This is a genomic window from Butyrivibrio sp. AE2032, assembly GCF_000702965.1.
In genome coordinates this window covers 2111410-2130450 of the sequence record NZ_JNLF01000003.1, presented here as the reverse complement: position 1 = coordinate 2130450, position 19041 = coordinate 2111410, and the positions used below count along the sequence as shown (strand labels likewise).

Genomic DNA, 19041 nt, shown 5'->3' with positions numbered 1-19041 from the left:
CGCATCATATAAAACTTGACCAACTTAAGCTTATACGCATAAGTCGGTCTTTTTTTTGATTTTTCACAATTTTTATAAACGTTTAAGTGTTTTTTAATTTTTCGATGTAAACGATTAAGTCCGCTCTACAAGCGGAGTACGGTTTCATTTATGAACAAACCGTGAATTTTTTTTAGCTAAATCTATTGAATTTTGAGTTTGTATGTGATATCTTGATTTCAGCGTACAACTTATGCGCAAAAGTAACCGCCAGAAACGAAGTAAGTTATGGCAACTTGCACAAAAGCTACACAAAAGGAGGAAAAGAAATGAAAAAGAAACTCATGTCAGTTCTTCTTGCAAGCACTATGGTTCTTAGCCTTGCAGCTTGCGGAACAACAGGTACAACTGACACAACAACAACATCTGACAACACTGCTACTGAAGCAGCTCCTGCTGATACACAGGCAGCAGAGACAACTACAGATGCAGCTCCTGCAGCAGACGCTACAGAGACAGCTTCTGTTGGATCAGTAAGACTTCTCAATGGTAAGCCTGAGATCAACGATCAGATGCAGGCTCTCGCTGCTAAGTACAAAGAGGAGACTGGCAACGAGCTCATCGTTGAGACAATCGGTGGTGACACAAATGCTTCTGACGAGCTTAAGAAAATGTACCAGGCTGACAACATGCCTGACATCTTCGTAATTGAGGCTAACCAGGCAGCTAACTGGGACGGCATGCTTGCTGATCTTGCTGGCGAAGAGTGGACAAACAAGACAGGATTCGAACTCATTGATTCTTCAATGGGAACAATCGGATTCCCTTACACAGTAGAGGCTACAGCTCTTGGTTACAACGCTGACCTCCTTAAGGCAGCTGGTGTAGATCCTGCTTCTCTTACATCTCCTGATGCATGGAAGGCTGCTTGTGAGACTCTTGATTCCAAGAAGGACGAGCTTGGTATCACCGCTGTATTTGGCTGGTGTGCAGAGCCTACAAACCTTGGCTGGTCTTCAGGAACACACGTATTTGGTCAGTATCTTGACGCAGGTCTTAAGGCTGACGACACAACATACATCGATCTTCTTAACGACGGTGGAAAGATTGACGAGTCCAGAATGAAGAACTTCGCTGAGTTCATCGGCATGATGAATCAGTACTCAGATCCTGCTCTTCTCATCGACGGAACATATGACAACCAGGTAGCAGGCTTCAAGGAAGGCAAGTATGTATTCATCACACAGGGTAACTGGTGTGTAACTTCTCCTGACGACGTAAACTTCGAGTGCGGATTTGCTCCTTATGCATTTGAGGATGGTATCAACACAATCATCGCTGGACCACCTTCATACTGGGTAGCATACGCAAACGGTAACGTTGATGGTGCTAAGGCTTTCTTCAACTGGTGTGCAGGCGACTCAGCTCAGAACATCCTTGTTAACGATGCTGGTCTTGTATCTCCTTTCGATGATTGCCAGTACGAGGCAGTTAACCCATTCTACAAGAGCATGAATAGCTACATCACAGCTGGTAATTACTCAGGATGGCACACAATGCTTAAGAAGGACGGACTTCAGAACGAGACATGTAACGTATTTGCAGATTATGCAAAGGGCAAGCTCGATGCTGACGGATTCGTTTCAACAATGGCTAAGGTTATCTCTGGATACTACGCTCAGTAATATGTAAACATGCAGGCGGGGCATGTATAGTGCCCTGCCTGTTTTTAACTGTTAAACCACGTCACTTATTGTTTTCTTATTTGAAAGGAGGACTACGAATGGGTACATTTTCTACCGGTCGAAGGGTTGCTTCATTTGGCTGCCTTATCCTGGGACTTGTGCTTACAATCGCCGGTCTGGCTTTATCAATATCGAAGGCAGGCGACCTGATCTTATTCACTATACCCATGAACGGAACAGCCACACCAGTTATTTTAGGTAGAGGTGCCATGTTCGTATGCGGTATCATCCTGTTTTTTGTTGGGCTTTATCTTTTCCCAACTCTTAAGTATCATCGCACTATTATTAATGTAATTTTCCTGTTCCCACTACTGTTTGCATTTGCAGTAACCGTAATAATACCTCTTTTCCTTGGTATCGGTTATTCCTTCACAGACTGGGACGGCATTAAGCTCAAAGGTTTTGTTGGTCTTGCAAACTACGCAAGAATGTTCAAACAGCCATCATTCCTTTGGTCAACACTTCTTACTTTCTTATTCGTTGTTTTCAACATGATCCTGGTAAATCTGGTAGCTTTTCTTTTAGCTCTCCTTTGCACCTCAAGGATCAAAGGCCTGGGATTCTTCAGAGCAGCTTACTTCCTTCCAAACCTTATCGGAGGTATCGTTCTGGGTTACATTTGGCAGTTCATTTTCAGTAACGTTGTAACCAAGTTTACAGGCACTTACTCAATGCTTTCGGATACACATACAGCATTTATTGCTGTAATCATCGTATATATCTGGCAATATGCAGGTTATATCATGCTGATCTACATCACCGGTCTTAATACTATTCCCGGCGACGTGCTTGAAGCATCAGCGATCGATGGAGCAAATCCTACACAGACTCTTTTCAACATCAAGCTTCCAATGATTGCTCCTACTATTACAATATGTACATTCCTTACACTTACATCTGCATTTAAGCAGTTTGATGTAAACCTTGCTTTGACAAACGGTAAAGGATCAATCGAATTCCTTGGTAACTACATCGCCAACGGAACTGAGATGCTGGCACTGAACATTTACACCACAGCCGTAATCAATAACGACTACGCTCTGGGCCAGGCTAAGGCAGTATTCTTCTTCATCGTCCTTGCTGTAGTTTCAATCATTCAGGTTCGTATATCAAATAAGAAGGAGGTGGAATTATAATGCATACAAAAGAGAAATCTTCTACCATCGTTATAAGAATGATAATCGCAGTTATTGTAGCAGCTTATGTATTGTTCCCCTTCATCCTTCTTCTTATAAACTCAGGAAAAGAGACTTCGGACATTACCGCTAATCCTGTAAGCTTTGAAGGCGCAAGCTTCGGACAGCTGTCTACAAACATTAAGGCAGTAATTAATGATCCAAACTTCCTCTTCTGGAAATCCTTTGGATCTTCAGCACTTATCACAGTCCTTTCACTTGTTATGCTCTCTTTATTCGGAGCTATGGCTGCATGGGTTATCTGCCGTAACAAGACTGTATGGTCAACAGTTATTTACTTTACATTCATCGCATCAATGATCATTCCTTTCCAGGTAGTTATGCTTCCACTTATTTCTACCTTCCGTGATGTAGGAAAGTTCATTGGAATCCAGATGCTTCAGTCAGTACCGGGCCTGGTATTTGCTTACCTGGGATTCGGCGGAGCAATGACAGTGTTCATCTTAAACGGCTTTATCAAAGGTGTTCCTTATACCTTGGAGGAAGCAGCAGCTATCGATGGATGCAGACCAGAGCAGACCTTCTTCCAGATCATCTTCCCTCTGCTCACACCGGTTATCACAACCGTTACAATCCTTAACGGAATGTGGATCTGGAACGACTACCTTCTTCCTTCAATGATGCTTGGACAGAACGGTAAGGTTATGACTATTCCGATCGCCATCCAGAAGTTCGTAGGATCCTACGTAAAGAGCTGGGATAGAATTCTTCCAGCAGCTTTACTGGCAATCATTCCTATGATCGTAATCTTCCTGATCGCACAGAAGCAGATCATGGAAGGAATGATTGAGGGAGCGGTAAAGGGCTGAGAGAACTTGCTGAGGTCCTTTCGAAGCTAGTTCGAACGTGTTCCGGCGAGCACGCGTGCGAGAGCGGAACCTCCTTGTTTATACAATTTATACCTTTCATATATACAAAAAAGAGGTCGTCACTTTAGTGACGGCCTCTTTTGTTATAGGTCTTAATGTGTTACTGTTGCAAGTACGGGAACCCTTATAAATGCGATATCACCGTGCTTTGAAAGATTTACAACAACGTGGTCCTGACGAACCTCTGAAACCACCAGCTGTACCCATGTTCCGTTCTGGTTCTGATATACAGCGATGTTATCTGCATTTGTTACACCACTTACAAAGAAGTTAACTTTCGCATTTGAGAATGCAACTCCGGGTGAACTTGTGTTGATGCAGGTAAGGAGTGATCCACCAAGTCTTGTTGCCAGTGAATTGGCTGATGTCATAACTCCGCCTGAAGGAGCCTTAATAGTAAAGGTTACATTACTCCTTCCGCCGTTGATCTCAACCTTTCCGCCCTGATATGCTACTGTTCCGCCATAGGATACAGAATTACCTGAACTTGTGGGAGGAGCAGGAGGTGTAGAGCTGGAAGATGAAGAACCGCCGCCTCCCTTGCTCTGAGAAGCCTGAACAGCCTTAATAAGATCATTTATCTGGGTTTCAAGTCCCTGGATCTCTTTTTGAAGATCCTCAATAACCTTCTTGGTCTCAGGACTCATAGTAACTGACTGATCTTCAGTAGTTGTTTCTGCAGCGCAAACGCAGATTGTGGACGATACCATCATTACAGATGCAAGTGCCAAAGCAAGAATCCTTTTCATTTTTACGCCTCCATCCTTCTTATTATTATAATTGATCGTTTCAGTCTATTCCCACACCGGGTGTTTCCGGTGTTTGATGTTCTTATTCCTGTTCGTCAGAATAATCCAGATACCTGTCTATCTTCCCCTTCAGGTCCCCCACAAGGCATCCTATAACAACAGTCTGCTTTGATGGATCATCCGCATTTTTTGTTGTTAAGGTTATAATGAAGTTCTCAGGCTGAACCATGTTTTCCCATCCGGAGCGAATCTGCTTGTTCATGCTCCTGTTTTGGTAGATTTCATCCAAAAAAGCCCTGCATCCGGAAACATAGGTGAAATCATATTCTTCGATCAGCCTTAAATCTTCTCTTGTATATGCTGCAAAGATCATGTAGATCAGAGCATTATCTTCAGTATATACATATATATATTCATGGTCTTCAAAATATGTCCTATCCAGAAACTTCTGAAGATCTGCAAACATGGTGCCATCTTCAGGGGAAGAACCATGAAGCACTTCGTTAAAATCGCACATATCCTTAAGATTTGCGCATTCTGTATATATAGCCCCCTTGGGGTCTGCCTGTTTTAAATAGTTATGGTTAATATAAAAGCTGTCATCCCCTTCGCTGCTTTGGCACACCGGATAATCAATCGCTGTATCCGGAACATTTACCCAGGCGAAGATGTCCTCATTTTGCTCCCGCAGCTGCGCCATATTAACGTAAACGCCACCGGAGTCCTCACTGCCTGCATTTTCCTCTGATACATTGCTTTTGGGACCATTCTTTCCGCATCCCACCAGCATCAGGAGAACAAGGCAAACAGAAATGCATAGTTTCACCCCATTCCTATCTATGTAGTTATTTCGGCATGATTTGTGCATTTATTTAGTCCATATTATCAAGTTTTTCATAAAAAATTTCAATTATCGTATTGTAAAGGTCATCCTCATCAACTATGAATTCCTCATAGTCACCTTTTTTCTGCGTGGTGCCCTTTATCATCTTAAGATCATCAGGATCGAAGTTATACCTGGTAAGGTCAGGCGCAAGATAGCTTATCTCATCCGGAGTGATATCTGTGACCATCTGATCACTGATGGCTGTAAACAGCTCTACAGCAGCATTAGGATTCTCTTCGCTGACTTTTCTCGCTGCTTCGATAAATCCGTTCAGGTACTGACGCTGTCTTTCAAGCCTGTCATCGTTTGACCCAGGAATAGCAATATCTCTTGTCTTAACGTAGTGGAAAGCACTCTTTCCTTCCAGATGAACGGTTGCCCCTTTCTTGAGGGTCTTATCCCACTTAGTCAGGTCATCTAAAACTACCACGTCAACTCCCCCTACCTGATCATTAATAGTAGGAATTGCGCTCATGTTTATGGCTGCATAGCCGTGAATAGGCAGCTGATAGAACATATTTGAAACAGCCTTCACCTGATATTCACAGCTCTTTTCCATACCATCACCAAAGCCATGCTGGATAGCAATCTGTGCCACAACTGTGTTCTGATATCTGCCATACTCATCATAAATATCCACGTTGGCCATGGAGTTTCTGTTGATACCTATTACCTTTATTGACTGATCATGGGGATTAAGCACCAGCAGGAAAAGAGAATCTGCCTGTCCTCCATCCATTCCCTCATTGACCTTTGTCACCACCTCGTCATCCTTGTCGATTCCCATAATAAGGAATGTGGTTATATCTTCGTTATAATCATAAACATCGCCATTGTACCTTACCCAGTCAGACTGCCAGGTGGTGGAAGCCTTTTCCTCGGGAAGCATCTCCTGGGTTTGGGCCATCATAGGCGTAGAGGTAGCTGATTTATTTGTGAGATTCGTTTTTCCAAATATCCTCATTGCCTCGAAGCCTGCAAGTGCCACTACGATAAGTGTCATAAGGCTTGCCCAGATAATGAGAAATACACTGCCTTTTCCCCGCATAATTTAGCTCCTAGTTACTTGCCTCCTGGCTTGCAGAAGACTCAGTTTCGCTTTCTTCAGAACCTTCCCCTTCTTCCTGAGACAGATTCAGCACAGGGAAAAGTTCTTCTTCCTCCTCTATGATCTCAGAGGGGTCAGCATTTTTATCTATATCAGCAATGTCAGCAGGAAAAACTCTGGATTGCTTCGTGACATTGCCGCTATAATCTGCAACTGCATAATATACTACCGCTGTCTCTTTTTCCCTGTTGAGGACCACCTTCTCTACAACAATCCTGCTGGTAAGGTCTCCATCCTTCGCATCGTAGGCATTGATCCCAACCTTCAGGTCATTGTCTGTGGTGGCCGAATCATAGATCGTATCTGTGGCAGAAAACCTGAATTCAGGCTCAATCCTGTCACTCCTGCCATAAGCCACAACGATCAAAAAGATCAGAACACCACTCAATATGGAAAAAAGAATTCCAAAAATATTTCCTCTCACGAACTCCTCCAGAGCTTTTTAGTCTTTCCTGGTAACACCGGCCAGGTAATTAAGCTCATCAAGATCATCTTCATCCGGCTCAGTTTCCTGCTTGGTCACAGTGGGTCTTGCAGCAGGAATATCAACATTATCTTCCCCATACTTGCCATAGTACTTGCCGTAATACTTACCGTAGTACTTGCCATAGTAAGCTCCGTAGTGGCCATAATAGCCCTTTCCGGAGATATCTACCTTATTTAGTACAGCCCCAAGCATCTTGGCACCGGCCTTATCCAGCTGGTCCTTTACCCTTTGGGCAAATCTGTAGCTGATGGAATTGCTTTCCACCACAAGAATCGTGCCATCACACTGCTTGGCAACAACAGCTGCATCAATTACGCTTCCCAGAGGAGGCGTATCAATAATGACATAGTCAAAAACCTGCTTCATATTCTCCAGGACCTTGCCAAATATCTTTCCTCCCAGAAGCTCACTAGGGTTCGGAGGCACAGGTCCGGCAAAAACCACATAAAGATTAGGTGTATCAGTCTCACATATTACGCTGGAAAGTCTCTCTCTTCCTACAAGGCAGTGGGTAAGTCCCAGTCTTACTGAACCGGTTTTATATCTGCCTACCAGTACGGACTTTCTCATATCTGCATCCACAAGAACCGTCTTTTTTCCTGCTTCAGCAAAAGCCCTTGCAAGAGCCATGGCTACTGTGGTCTTTCCTTCACCGGGAGTACAGCTGGTGATAGAGATGACCCTCACATTCTGACCACTGAATTCCACATTGCTTCGAAGGGTCTTGTATGCTTCTTTTATCTGGTAGTTGTTTTCAGACTGACTAAAATGAAGCTTCGCGGTCTGCATATTTTGTCCCCCTCCTACTTCTTTTTCTTTGCAGCTTTCCTGGATTTCTTTTTATCTGTCTCATCCAGAGTAAGTGGTACAAGAGCCAGTGTGCTGAGGCCCAGGTACCTTTCCACATCGTCGTTACTCTTTATGGTGTCGTCCAATAGATACCCAAGGACTACGAAAAAGGCCACCACAACAGCACCTAAAAATCCGGAAATAACAGTCCATCTTATAACGGAGGGTCCTGACTTTTCCATGGGAACATTGGCCGTCTCCGCTACATTGATGGCGTCAATATCCATAACGCTCTCAATATGTTCGCTAGCCACTTCCCTTATACAGTTGGCTATCTGCATTGCCATGAGCGGATCTTCGTCCCTGGCAGTTATTGCAACAATACGTGTATCTGAAGGAGTATCCACTTTTAGCACATCGGACAGGTCGTCGTAGTCCATATCCACAAGGTTAAGCCTCTGGATAACCTCCTCGAGAACATATCTGCTCTTTATGAGCTCCGCATAATCCTGTGTGAGCTGAGTGGATATCTGCACATCAGAATAGGTCACGGTCTGATTTTCCTCTTTATTAAGGATGTAGATCTTGGTGGTTGAATCATATACCGGGTGAAGCACGAACTTGCTGATAAAAAGACCTGCAAGAGCAAAGAATACTCCGGCGCTGATTATCAGAAATGCCCTGCCTAAAAGAACTGCAAACAGCTCTCCCAGATTGATCTCAATAATGTCGTCCCTTTTCCCCATGGGTTACTCCCCTGCTTCTATTCATACACTCTTTTTGTGATAATACTTAAAGTCTTATACTTCCTGATTCCGGATCACATTTGCAGCATTAATAAGGAATATCTCTTTTGCATAGTCCTGCCCGAGTTTTCTCTCCACGTAACTGCGACAATCTGCTATCTCCGGAGCTCGCTTTTTTGCATCATGGGCATCCGTAGCCACAAAGTGAACCAGCCTTTCCTTTAACAGCTTCTTTGTAAAATGTCCGATGCCGAATCCATACTTTCCCATAACGCTGGAGGCATTGACCTGAATAAGACAGCCCATATCTATAAGATCCTGAACTCTCGATGGATGAGAAACTATATCGCTGTATCTCTCCACGTGGGCTATTATGGGCTTATACCCATAGGCCTGGACTCTGCCGGCGGCATTTTGTATTGCACTGAATGGATTGGTTGGATGAAATTCCACCAGAACGTAGTCAGATCCTGCCAGGGAGCATATCTTCCCCTGCTCCAACTCGTCCATGGTCTCGTCGCTATAATATATCTCGTTTCCAGAAAAGAGCTTTATCTTGATACCTTCTGCACTGGCTGCTTCCTGGAGTTTTTTTCTGTAAATAACGTTATGCTCAGGACTAACATTGTGGTGCATTGGCTTATGATGTGGAGTCAGTATCATGTGAGTTATGCCGTTCTTTTCAGCAATTCTCAGCATTTCAAGGCTTGTGGCCATGTCCCCCGAACCATCATCAACCCCTGGCATAATGTGGCAATGAATATCAATAATAGGTTCCATGCTGCTCCTAAAAATACTCACAAAATCTCGTATTAATTATACACCATATAATGTTAAGTTCCAACATAATGGGGTTTTTTATGGATTTTTTATCAATATGTGGTGTGGTAAAATCTAAGAAGAACTCTCAGACCATTTTTTCAGGAGGAAAAACTATGATTCCACAGGATCCTGTGATATTACTCAGTTTTATAAACACCCAGCTTCGAGACAACTACGGAAGTTTGGAGGCTTTGGCAGAAGGCCTGGACCTCTCCCGGGAAGAGCTTGATAATATTATAAGCAAATTAAAATCCCTGGGGTACGAATACCACCAGGGACAAAATAAATTCGTGTAGTTTATTGTTTTCGCAAAACATAGTCTGCGTTGTGTTTATCCAGATACTTTTGGGCACTGACCTCGTCTCTTACATAGACTCCCTTGAACTTGTCGTCCATGATTCCTTTTAGGGCTGAAAGTTCTTCCTTGGAGTCGTTGATCACCAGAACAACAGGCTTGTTTTCAGTAGCGTCTGCTTTGGAAGCTTTCTCTTTTGAAAGTTCCTCTTCACTCATGACGAGATCCTTATTCAGATACTTATGAAGGAGGGCTTCTAGAGCTTCGTACATAACAGGCTTACTCAGGTAATCCGTGAAACCTTCCTTAATGTAGTTTTCTCTGGCACCAACTATGGCATCGGCTGTAAGAGCGATGACCGGAGTTTCGTCTGCAAGATGCTCCTTTCTTATCTCTGTAAGGGTCTGGGCGCCGGACATTCCAGGCATCATCTGATCCAGGAAGATCACATCATATTTCTTTTCCCGAAGGATATCAAGACATTCGCTGCCGGATTGAGCCGTGGCTATCCTGATCTTAGTATCTTCCAAAAGTCCCTCTATAACCTCCAGATTCATATCATTGTCATCCACAATAAGAACTTTAGCTGAAGGTGCAATAAGCAAAGGCTTATATTCCTCCTTTTGCTGCTGAAGCCTTAAGAGGTTCTGGGCAAAGTCCCCTACTGGTGTAGGATCCACAACTTTCTGCTTCATGGAAGCAGTGAAGGTCGTCCCTTCGCCGTATCTGCTGCTTACAGAAATGGAGCCCTCCATCATCTTTACAAGGCGCTGGGTGATATTTAGGCCCAGTCCGGTTCCTTCTATGTTCCTGTTCTTGTCCTCCTCAAGGCGCTGGAAAGAGCTAAAGAGTTTGCCAAGATCCTCGTTCTTTATGCCAATTCCCGTATCAGCCACGCAGATCACCAGCATTGATGGTTCCTCATCAAAGGAAACATCAATGGACACCTTGCCCTCATGGGTGTACTTAATGGCATTGTTGATAAGGTTAAGCATAATCTGCCTGATCCTGATCTCATCTCCAAGGAGGCCTGAAGGCACAGCCTCTGACACTTTAAGATCGTAGACCAGGCCTTTGTCTGTGGCCTTTTTCATGGTCATGTTTACCACATCATTCATCACAGAAGCAAAGCTGTATTCCACAGGAATCAGCTCCATCTTACCGGATTCTATCTTGGAGAAATCCAGGATATCATTGATTATGGACAAAAGAGTTTTTCCTGCGCTTTGGATATCCAGGGCATATTTCCTTATTGGATCCCCGGGAGAATTTCGAAGGATCATTTCATCCATACCCAAAATAGCATTCATGGGAGTTCGTATTTCATGGGACATGTTGGCAAGGAAATCGCTCTTGGCTTTATTGGATGCATTGGCTGCGTCTTTCTCAACTTCAAGGACCTTCCTGTCGTACTCCGCCTTTTGCTCCTCCAGCTTCATTTCCTCCATCTGCTTTGTGTACTTCTGCTCATTCCTGTATCCGGCATAGTAGATTGCAGCTATCATAGCAAAGATCAGGAGGCAGATTATAACGATCACTATGCGCTGGGTAAACACTTCGGAGTATAGCTCACGGTCACTGACCACCATGGCAACGATCCATTCATTTGCAATGCTGTTTACATATAGAGTGCATTTTTCATCATCAAGCATATAGGAAAAGCTGCCGGAACCCACTTCCTTCATGGCAGAAAGAAGCTCCTTCCCGCCTTCCATATCACTAATATTGGTTCCCTTTCTGTCCTCCTGAGCATGTGCAATGATAAGGCCGCTCTCATCGCAAACGAATCCGTAGCCCTTTCCGGAGATCTTCAATTCGCTCATCATTGACTGGATACCTTGGAGCTGAACGTCCAGGGCAATAACACTCTGCTTATCAGGAAGCATTCTACAGGATGAGATAATAAGATTCCCTGTCTGAGCATCAATATAAGGCGGTGAAAAGACAACCTTTCCCCTAGCTTCCTTTGCAATGATAAACCATTCACGACTCTTTGGATCGTACCCTTCCGGTGGTTCCCAGTTGAGACCATCGATGTACTTTCCCATAATATAGCCATAAATACCGGTATAATTTTCATCAAACTGCTCTGCAATATTTGTGGTTTCATCAACCAGGAACTCATGTATCCTGGCAGAAGTAGTTCCACTTACCAGCATATGATTTACGGAATCGCCCGCTACATGAAGCACGTTCTCAGCAGTATTTAAGTGGTTGTTTACCATGGCAGAAACAGTCAGCACTCTGTCTTCCATTACGGCATAGGAATTGGATACAGCAACCCTGTACATCAGCGCAGAAACATAGACCACCATGACTGTCATAAATATAAACAGCAGTATAAGCGGAATAAGCATGCTATTCTTTTTGTGTTTTCTTTCTATATCTCTTTTAGCCTTATCTTCCATAGCCAGCTCCTACTTAATAGTAAAGTACTCCTGTGGCACCTCTATTCCTGTAGTTCCCATGTATCGTCCTGGATTGCCAAATATGTATGTATCCTGATAAATAAGGAAAATGTTATCCCACTTCTCACCGGTTTCCGAATCAGAGTATCCGGATCCATTCCATTCAACTCCAGGAGAAAAGACTCCATAAGCTTTTGAAAGATCACTGATACTTCCCAGCTTGCTATCTCCCAGGATCACATTTCTGGCATGCTCTGCCAGACCAGCAGAAACAGCATACCCATAGGAATAGGTCCATGTACCAAAGCGACCACTTCCTCCTGCAGCAACCACAGCATCTTCAACTGTCTTGGTGATCTGCTCAAAGTCTCCGCTTGCACCTGTAAGATCCAGGTCAAGAGCCCCCGGATATCCCATTAATGGTGACGGAAGGTCAGCCTCTATAAAGTAGCCTCCATTTTCCATAAGACTCTTTATAAGTGGCTCTGTGTGCGCATCATTAGTGCAAAAGTACGCCGATTTTTGTCCGTACTTGGAAACCCACTTTGGAGCATTTTCCAATATATAAGACTGGGCTCCGGGCACTCCCACTTCCGTGGTTGGATCAGGAGCTTCTTCCATGGCAAAGTTCATACCAAATTCTTCACAGGCGGCTTTCATAATAGCAACCTGCCTTGATACGGATTCATAAGACAGATGCCTGGGAAAAGACACATGGACAAAGGTATCACATCCAAGCTCGTGGGCCGTACGGACCATAAGATAGCCCCTGCTGATAAAGTCATAATTAACCACCAGATCCGCCACTTCCCCTATATCGGAAAAATCCTCATAAGCCTCTCCCGCTATACAAAGGATGTCAGGACGTTTTTCCTTGATCTGGCGGAAGGCCTCTGTGGTCCCATCAACTGCCTGATTGACGATGATTGCCTTCATATCCGGATCATCAGCAAGCCCCACTATGATCTGCACTGTTGTATCCAGTTCTTCAGTGAAGTTGTCCGGATAAATTGCCAGGGTGACCATATCCTCACCATATTTGTTCTGGAAAGCTTCTGCACCTCGCCTGTCATCCTCAGACTGGGAATAGGAGCCTGTAACAATGCCTATATGGAACGCAGCCTCACCCTCAGCTTCTTCGGCGGAGTTCTCGGTCTCACCTGCATCGGCCAAAGAAGCTTCATTAGCTATGCTGCCGCTGGCTTCCGGTACAACATCAGTATTGTCTGGAGTGCCACAGGAAATAAGCACCCCCGCCAATAACGATGTTAGCGCAACACTCATAAATTTTTTCATTTCTTCGCCTCCTTTTCAGGTGATATGCATTACGCCTACAGGCTTGTGTTTTTCAAGATACTTATCTCTGGCTTTTTCTCCAACAACACATACGCATTTGTATATTCCATCCAGCCTCTCTTTTTCTGCCTTAAGCTTATCTGAATCATTACCCCAGATCAGCATCGTGGGAAGTTCATCAGCGGCAGTATGAACAAGCTGCTTTTCTTTTGGAATGTACTGCTTCAGAACTTTCTCAAGAGCATCATACTTCACAGGCTTTGATACATAATCCGTGAATCCCTTCTGAATGTAGCTCTCCCGGGCTCCTATGATAGCATCAGCTGTAAGGGCCACAACCGGTGTTCCATCAAGGATTCCCAGCCTGAGCATTTCAGAAAGAGTTTCTTCTCCGTTCATTCCCGGCATCATCTGATCCAGCAAAATGCAGTCGAATCTGCTTTCCTTTACGGCATCAATGCACTTTTGTCCTGAATCTACCAACGTAACTTTTATCTTGGTATCCAGCAGCAGTCCCTCCATAACCTCAAGGTTCATGGCATTGTCATCCACCACAAGTATTTTCGCTGCCGGTGCATAAAGCTCCACTTCATCTGTTTCAATATTATCCAGATAGTTCTTTACCGCCTGGGAAAAATCTCCTATTGGCTGTGCATTTACAACCTTCTGAGGAATAGTTATTTCGAAGGTACTTCCGATGCCATATTCGCTTTCGAGCTGTATGTCTCCATCCATCATTTCCAGCAATCTGTAAGTAATATGAAGTCCCAGTCCGGTGCCTTCAATGCTGCGATTTTTCTTTTCCTCAAGCCTCTGGAAGCTCTTAAAGAGCTTCTCCTTGTCCTCGTCCCGGATGCCCATTCCAGTATCGGAAACTCTAACCAACAGATCCACGAAATGCCCCGTGTTCTCGCATTTTGCTTCGACGGACACATCAACATGACCTTCCTGGGTATATTTAATGGCATTGTTGATTATGTTCAGCATCACCTGCCTGATCCTGATCTCATCTCCGTAGAGCATAGATGGGATTTCCCCTGACACATTGTAGTTGAATTCAAGGTTCTTTTTCTGAGCTCTGGGTCTTGTCATGATCAGCACATCATTAAGGACTGAAGCCACGTCATATTCCACCGGGATGATCTCGAAGTTTCCGGACTCAATCTTGGACAGATCAAGGATGTCATTTATTATTGATAAAAGAGTATTTCCTGCGCTCTTGATCTCCAAAGCATATTTCTTTATGTTGCTCTGAGCCGCTTCCCTGATGATCATCTCATCCATTCCAAGGATTCCGTTAAGGGGCGTCCTGATCTCATGGGACATGTTGGCAAGGAAATCGTCCTTTGCCTTATTGATATGAAGAAGCTCGTTGGACTCAAGCCTTATTCCGATTATCTGTTTGATGGTGTGGATAATGGAGCAGATCATGAAGCCAAAAAGTCCCAGGGCCATAAACAAGCCAGAGAAGACTCCGTCGTGAGCAAACTGATAGGCCAGGATCTGCACTATAGCTGCGATGGCCAGAACGCCGAATCCTGCAGCCACAAATATATAGGATCCTATCAGATGTTTTTTCAGGTCCAAAAGAACCGTGACAAAGATTACACTTATGCCGATAAGAGCGCATATTGCTGAGAAAATAAAACTGTCTGCCAGAGGCACCTTCCCCGTGACAAACAAAGTGATGCAAAAGACAAAATTAGCTATCTCCAAAACACTCACGATTATAATAGCTTTATGGTATCTGCCGTTTTGAAGGGAATTAATAAATACCAGATATGGAAGTGGCATGATCATTACCATGAGAAATGGTATGTCTGACATCACAGAAATATTGCTGGTATAAAACTGACGAAAGACAGAATTAGACAGCACCCAGCAGGCTCCAAGAATGGCGCCGATGGAAAGGTGCTCAAGTTCAAGATATTTGCCATAGAGATACTTATAAGCAACAGCAGCAACAAGGCAAATAAGACCAATGATGATAAGTATCAGTCCCACAAATAGCTCAAGGCCATATAGTCTGAACAGATGCCCCATAACGCCTATTCTTGTGCCTATATAAACCTCGTAGACTACTCCATAGTTATACTCATAGTTAACCAAAAGCTCTTTCCCTGCGTCTTCCGGCCGTAGAGAAACAAACACATACTTTTCTGCAGATCTGTCGCCAAGATAGCCGTAGTATTCAGAAACCACTTCTTCCCGCAGCTGCCCATCGATGTAGATCTTCATGTCCATGCCTCTAAAGCACAGCGCATCGTAATCCTCATCAAAGGTTTCAGGAAGTGTAGTCTGCAGCAAAACATCCCCATCAGCTTTTCCCGGGACCTCAAAGGGCACTTTGCTGCCGTCTTCCCTGACAAGCATCCACTTATCAGCAGGAAGCTCATCACACACTATCCCGGATATCAGCGCATTTCGTGGCATAACTATTTCACCAATGAGAATATAGCCAAAAACAATTATCAGAATTACCGTAAGGATTGTTCTAATCTTATTCAAATTACTTACCCGTTCATTTACTCTATGGCAGGGATTATCTCCCTTACAAGGTCCGCGGCTTCATCGTACATAAAGTCTGAAATGTAGTTCTTTGCCTGCTCAAGCTTTTCCTTCTGGGTTAGCCTGAAAGGATATCCCGATAGCTTTTTTACAAGCTCCATGGCCTCATCCGCCTCAAAGTCGTCAAGAGCAGTTAAGAGCTTATCAGCTGTTTCTTTTGCCACCTCACCAGATATCTCGTCAGCTGCCTTAACCTCTCCCATCTGGGAAATTGGTGTCAGCTTCTCAATAAGAGCTGCATAATCATCAAGGACTTTTCCGGTACTGCCTTGAATAGCCGGTATATCTTTTTCCCTGCCGGCATTTTCCAATTCTTCAAAGGACTTGCCCAGTTCCATAGCACCTATCATTTTGGAATTGCTCTTAAGTGCATGGACCGTTATGGTGTAGTTCTCATAGTCTCCAGCAGCCAGGAACTCATGGATCTTCCCACGATTCTTTTCATAATTGTTATAAAAACGCAAAAGTGCAGAAAAATACTTTTCTGCACCTCCCGTAAACTCGCACCCCTGCTTAACATCAAGTCCAATGTCCTCAATCCACTTTGTATCAAGTTCCATATTAGTCACCCCAAAATGTCTATGATCTTTGCCACAAGCTTAGATTTTTTTGCAGGCTTCACAATATAACCCTGCGGCTTAAGCTCAGTCAATATCCTTAGTACAGCGGTTCTTTCAGTGGTTCCCGTAAGGAAAATGACCGGTATTGAAGCATATTCATCCACAGTCCTTATCCTTCGCAAAACCTCTGTTCCATCCATTCCCGGCATCATGTAATCCAGAAGAATAATGTCTGGTATCTTTTTTAAAAGAAATCTAAACGCCGCATCACCGGATTTAACCGGAGTCACATCGTAGAACTCCTCCAGCTGTTCCTTAATTGTAATGAGCTGCTCCGAGTCATCATCCACCACCAGGATATGCTTTCTCTTCCTGCCTGCATCCGGATTTTCGTTATGATATTCCTTAAAGGCAGTCTGTATCAGATCATCTCCGTTCTTAAGTGCCTCCTCCATCTCAGACAGTTTTTCATAAAGTGCCAGAAGAGATACAGGTCTCCTTAGGAAAAGAACTTTTGAAAGAGCCGAATGATTGATAAAGGTCTTTTCATCCTCTTCATTGGTGATAACTATAATCGGGCAACCTCCTCGCTTGGATAGATCAGTCATAACATCATAAACCTTGATGGAATCTTTGGTTTCATCTCCAAGGCACAAGATTATTACTCTTGGAAGTTCAGACAAAGCAGCATCAAACAGCGCAGCTTTATTAGCCGGACACTTCACAGTATGGTACCCTCTGTCCGTAGCCAAATGTTCACATATATCTGCTATAACTTTTTTGTTTTTACCAGAAACAAGGATCTTAAACTTCATAGGTCATCTCTCCTGCATTTCTTTTAGCTGCTCATTCATTTTCCTTATTGTCCTCTTCCACAGATAGCTTTCAAAAAGCCATATCATAGCGTATATGATCGTCATTCCTGCGAGAAAAATCATCATTTCAATAATAGAAGAAACCCAGCCAAGAGCAGTGGCAACAATTACATAATCCATCATTACCAGAATATAATGAGTGGCTGTCGCCTTTAAAAGTCCCCAACTCTCAATGTCATATACAACAGAGCCCCCCATAGCGATAAGTCCCAGGATTCCCGACATGATAAGGTGAATAACAAAGGCCGTTCCTGAATAGTCTCCGGAATTCATGAACCAGAAAAACAGTCCCACAAATATTCCTATAATAAAGCCAATCAGAGATTTGATTATGATCTTATTTCTCAGTTCCATAGTCTTCTCTCCTTTCGCCCGGAATCCTTTTCTTCCCGGGCTTCTTCATTGGCTTTTATTTTGGCCTTGATATCTTTTACTCTGCTCCTGGATGCCCAGGTCTTTACACCGCAGTCGAACTCAACTCCCACGGTCCCTACTGCGTTAAAATCAAAGCATTTTACTTTGTAAAGATTAATTATTTCAGACTGAGAAATACGGAGAAATCTCAGTTCATTCAAGTCACTTTCAAGACCTGCAAGGCTCTTTTTCACGGTATAAAGGTCATCCTCCGTCTGAAGCATTACCTTTCTTCCCTCAACGTAGGCCCTTACTATATCCTTCTGGGACACAAAGATCAGCTTTGAATCCTGATAGGCTGCAATTTGCGGAAAATCAGAATCAGAGGCATTTTCAATGGCATAGATGATATTCTCTACCTGTCTCGTATTTTCCCTGGTCTTGATGGTAACTTTAGGGTCTATGTACTTCTCATCGAGGACAACCTCGATATCTACCATGTTCTTCATTTTCTTCTCCGGCTCAAAGGGATAGTTATTGACATTTTATCATAATATTCCACGCTAGTTATCGTTATGTTTATTCTGTCGTTTTTTTTGTTTATTCGGTAAAAAAACAGCCGGGAAAGTTCTTAATGAACCTTCTCGGCTGTAAATCATTTCTTATCAGATTTTTTCTTTGCACTTCCGGGCTTTTTGCCGGAAGATTTCTTAGCTGGCTTCTTGGCCGCCGGCTTTTTGGTGACAGGCTTCTTTGCAACGCTGTAGCCGAACTTTCCAAGTTTTTCTCCAAGAGCAAAGTACTCGCCGTGAGAGTAGGCCACAAGGTCTGCTGCTCCAAGGTCGAACCTGCCCTTATCATCCATGAATCTGTCATCTACGGTTACGCAGAGGACTTCTCCAATGAACATATCATGACTTCCAAGCTCGTGGATTGAATGAACCTTGCACTCTATGTTCACAGGACTCTCTAAAATTCCGGGACAGGATACTTCCACGGATTTCTGAGGAGTCAGATTCATTTCCTTGAACTTATCAAAGTCTTTTCCGGAACGGACTCCGCACCAGTCTGCAGCCCTTGTAAGCTGTCTGCTGGTAAGATTTACCACGAACTCTCCGGTCTCCTTGATGATGTCGTAGGAGTATCTCTCCTTCCTGACGGAGATAGAGAGCATAGCAGGAGATGAGCACACGTTCCCAGCCCATGCCACAGTTATGATGTTAGGGTTTTCGCCCTGCCTTCCACAGCTGACCATTACCGCAGGTATCGGGTACAGCATGTTTCCGGGGCGCCATATCTCTTTTGCCAT

19 protein-coding genes are annotated in these 19041 nt (G+C 43.9%); 4 read left to right on the top strand and 15 right to left on the bottom strand.

Annotation, left to right across the window (positions count from 1 at the left end):
- Positions 1-308 precede the first annotated feature (308 nt).
- The 3 genes from BO18_RS11405 to BO18_RS11395 all read left to right on the top strand — a co-directional run bounded on the left by BO18_RS11405 (position 309) and on the right by BO18_RS11395 (position 3729).
- Complete coding sequence (locus BO18_RS11405; protein WP_034446316.1) at positions 309-1664, top strand: ABC transporter substrate-binding protein; 1356 nt, start codon at positions 309-311, stop codon at positions 1662-1664.
- 98 nt (positions 1665-1762) lie between these two features.
- On the top strand, positions 1763-2860 hold the full coding sequence (locus BO18_RS11400; RefSeq protein ID WP_034446315.1) for a carbohydrate ABC transporter permease: 1098 nt from the start codon (positions 1763-1765) through the stop codon (positions 2858-2860).
- Positions 2860-3729 carry a carbohydrate ABC transporter permease gene (locus BO18_RS11395; RefSeq protein ID WP_034446314.1) on the top strand — a complete coding sequence of 290 codons (870 nt, stop codon included), beginning with the start codon at positions 2860-2862 and terminating at the stop codon, positions 3727-3729. The genes BO18_RS11400 and BO18_RS11395 overlap by 1 nt, the downstream gene beginning before the upstream one ends.
- A gap of 152 nt (positions 3730-3881) precedes the next feature.
- Here BO18_RS11395 and BO18_RS11390 read toward each other — a convergent pair whose 3' ends face one another.
- The 7 genes from BO18_RS11390 to BO18_RS11360 all read right to left on the bottom strand — a co-directional run bounded on the left by BO18_RS11390 (position 3882) and on the right by BO18_RS11360 (position 9334).
- Positions 3882-4538, bottom strand: coding sequence for a hypothetical protein (locus tag BO18_RS11390; protein WP_034446312.1), 657 nt, complete (start codon positions 4536-4538; stop codon positions 3882-3884).
- 82 nt (positions 4539-4620) lie between these two features.
- Entirely contained in the window at positions 4621-5364 is a 744-nt protein-coding gene (locus BO18_RS11385) for a class B sortase (protein ID WP_185752409.1), read from the bottom strand.
- A 46-nt stretch (positions 5365-5410) separates the two neighbouring features.
- Positions 5411-6472 (bottom strand): LCP family protein, encoded by a 1062-nt coding sequence (locus BO18_RS11380; protein ID WP_034446310.1) that lies wholly within the window; start codon positions 6470-6472, stop codon positions 5411-5413.
- 10 nt (positions 6473-6482) lie between these two features.
- The gene (locus BO18_RS11375) at positions 6483-6956 is read right to left on the bottom strand and encodes a hypothetical protein (RefSeq protein ID WP_034446309.1); all 474 of its coding nucleotides are present in this window, start codon (positions 6954-6956) and stop codon (positions 6483-6485) included.
- A gap of 18 nt (positions 6957-6974) precedes the next feature.
- The gene (locus BO18_RS11370) at positions 6975-7808 is read right to left on the bottom strand and encodes a polysaccharide biosynthesis tyrosine autokinase (protein ID WP_034446308.1); all 834 of its coding nucleotides are present in this window, start codon (positions 7806-7808) and stop codon (positions 6975-6977) included.
- 14 nt (positions 7809-7822) lie between these two features.
- The gene (locus BO18_RS11365) at positions 7823-8554 is read right to left on the bottom strand and encodes a YveK family protein (protein WP_034446307.1); all 732 of its coding nucleotides are present in this window, start codon (positions 8552-8554) and stop codon (positions 7823-7825) included.
- Positions 8555-8608: 54 nt separating this feature from the next.
- Positions 8609-9334, bottom strand: a complete 726-nt coding sequence (locus tag BO18_RS11360; RefSeq protein WP_185752408.1) for a CpsB/CapC family capsule biosynthesis tyrosine phosphatase — start codon at positions 9332-9334, stop codon at positions 8609-8611.
- Between the two features lie 155 nt (positions 9335-9489).
- Between BO18_RS11360 and BO18_RS11355 the strand changes: the two genes are divergently transcribed.
- Entirely contained in the window at positions 9490-9672 is a 183-nt protein-coding gene (locus BO18_RS11355; protein WP_034446305.1) for a DUF4250 domain-containing protein, read from the top strand.
- Position 9673: 1 nt separating this feature from the next.
- On the opposite strand, the gene BO18_RS32715 is transcribed toward BO18_RS11355, so the two are convergent.
- From BO18_RS32715 to BO18_RS11315, 8 genes are all read right to left on the bottom strand, one after another.
- Positions 9674-12079, bottom strand: a complete 2406-nt coding sequence (locus tag BO18_RS32715) for a hybrid sensor histidine kinase/response regulator (RefSeq protein ID WP_051688668.1) — start codon at positions 12077-12079, stop codon at positions 9674-9676.
- 9 nt (positions 12080-12088) lie between these two features.
- Positions 12089-13375, bottom strand: a complete 1287-nt coding sequence (locus BO18_RS11345; protein ID WP_034446303.1) for a DUF3798 domain-containing protein — start codon at positions 13373-13375, stop codon at positions 12089-12091.
- Positions 13376-13390: 15 nt separating this feature from the next.
- Entirely contained in the window at positions 13391-15883 is a 2493-nt protein-coding gene (locus BO18_RS32710) for an ATP-binding protein (RefSeq protein WP_185752407.1), read from the bottom strand.
- 17 nt (positions 15884-15900) lie between these two features.
- Entirely contained in the window at positions 15901-16503 is a 603-nt protein-coding gene (locus BO18_RS11335) for an Hpt domain-containing protein (protein WP_034446301.1), read from the bottom strand.
- 5 nt (positions 16504-16508) lie between these two features.
- Entirely contained in the window at positions 16509-17318 is an 810-nt protein-coding gene (locus BO18_RS33970; protein ID WP_066738236.1) for a response regulator, read from the bottom strand.
- Positions 17319-17321: 3 nt separating this feature from the next.
- Positions 17322-17732, bottom strand: coding sequence for a DUF3021 domain-containing protein (locus BO18_RS11325; protein ID WP_034446300.1), 411 nt, complete (start codon positions 17730-17732; stop codon positions 17322-17324).
- Positions 17723-18241 carry a LytTR family DNA-binding domain-containing protein gene (locus tag BO18_RS32705; RefSeq protein WP_051688666.1) on the bottom strand — a complete coding sequence of 173 codons (519 nt, stop codon included), beginning with the start codon at positions 18239-18241 and terminating at the stop codon, positions 17723-17725. The genes BO18_RS11325 and BO18_RS32705 overlap by 10 nt, the downstream gene beginning before the upstream one ends.
- Positions 18242-18387: 146 nt before the next feature.
- Positions 18388-19041: a flavin reductase family protein gene (locus BO18_RS11315; protein ID WP_034446299.1), complete on the bottom strand. Its 654-nt coding sequence runs from the start codon at positions 19039-19041 to the stop codon at positions 18388-18390.

Coding starts and splice junctions, on each gene's coding strand:
- BO18_RS11405 (WP_034446316.1), top strand. CDS start 309: ATGAAAAAGAAACTCATGTCAGTTCTTCTTGCAAGCACTATGGTTCTT.
- BO18_RS11400 (WP_034446315.1), top strand. CDS start 1,763: ATGGGTACATTTTCTACCGGTCGAAGGGTTGCTTCATTTGGCTGCCTT.
- BO18_RS11395 (WP_034446314.1), top strand. CDS start 2,860: ATGCATACAAAAGAGAAATCTTCTACCATCGTTATAAGAATGATAATC.
- BO18_RS11390 (WP_034446312.1), bottom strand. CDS start 4,538: ATGAAAAGGATTCTTGCTTTGGCACTTGCATCTGTAATGATGGTATCG.
- BO18_RS11380 (WP_034446310.1), bottom strand. CDS start 6,472: ATGCGGGGAAAAGGCAGTGTATTTCTCATTATCTGGGCAAGCCTTATG.
- BO18_RS11370 (WP_034446308.1), bottom strand. CDS start 7,808: ATGCAGACCGCGAAGCTTCATTTTAGTCAGTCTGAAAACAACTACCAG.
- BO18_RS11365 (WP_034446307.1), bottom strand. CDS start 8,554: ATGGGGAAAAGGGACGACATTATTGAGATCAATCTGGGAGAGCTGTTT.
- BO18_RS11360 (WP_185752408.1), bottom strand. CDS start 9,334: ATGGAACCTATTATTGATATTCATTGCCACATTATGCCAGGGGTTGAT.
- BO18_RS11355 (WP_034446305.1), top strand. CDS start 9,490: ATGATTCCACAGGATCCTGTGATATTACTCAGTTTTATAAACACCCAG.
- BO18_RS32715 (WP_051688668.1), bottom strand. CDS start 12,079: ATGGAAGATAAGGCTAAAAGAGATATAGAAAGAAAACACAAAAAGAAT.
- BO18_RS11345 (WP_034446303.1), bottom strand. CDS start 13,375: ATGAAAAAATTTATGAGTGTTGCGCTAACATCGTTATTGGCGGGGGTG.
- BO18_RS11335 (WP_034446301.1), bottom strand. CDS start 16,503: ATGGAACTTGATACAAAGTGGATTGAGGACATTGGACTTGATGTTAAG.
- BO18_RS33970 (WP_066738236.1), bottom strand. CDS start 17,318: ATGAAGTTTAAGATCCTTGTTTCTGGTAAAAACAAAAAAGTTATAGCA.
- BO18_RS11325 (WP_034446300.1), bottom strand. CDS start 17,732: ATGGAACTGAGAAATAAGATCATAATCAAATCTCTGATTGGCTTTATT.
- BO18_RS32705 (WP_051688666.1), bottom strand. CDS start 18,241: ATGAAGAACATGGTAGATATCGAGGTTGTCCTCGATGAGAAGTACATA.
- BO18_RS11315 (WP_034446299.1), bottom strand. CDS start 19,041: ATGGCAAAAGAGATATGGCGCCCCGGAAACATGCTGTACCCGATACCT.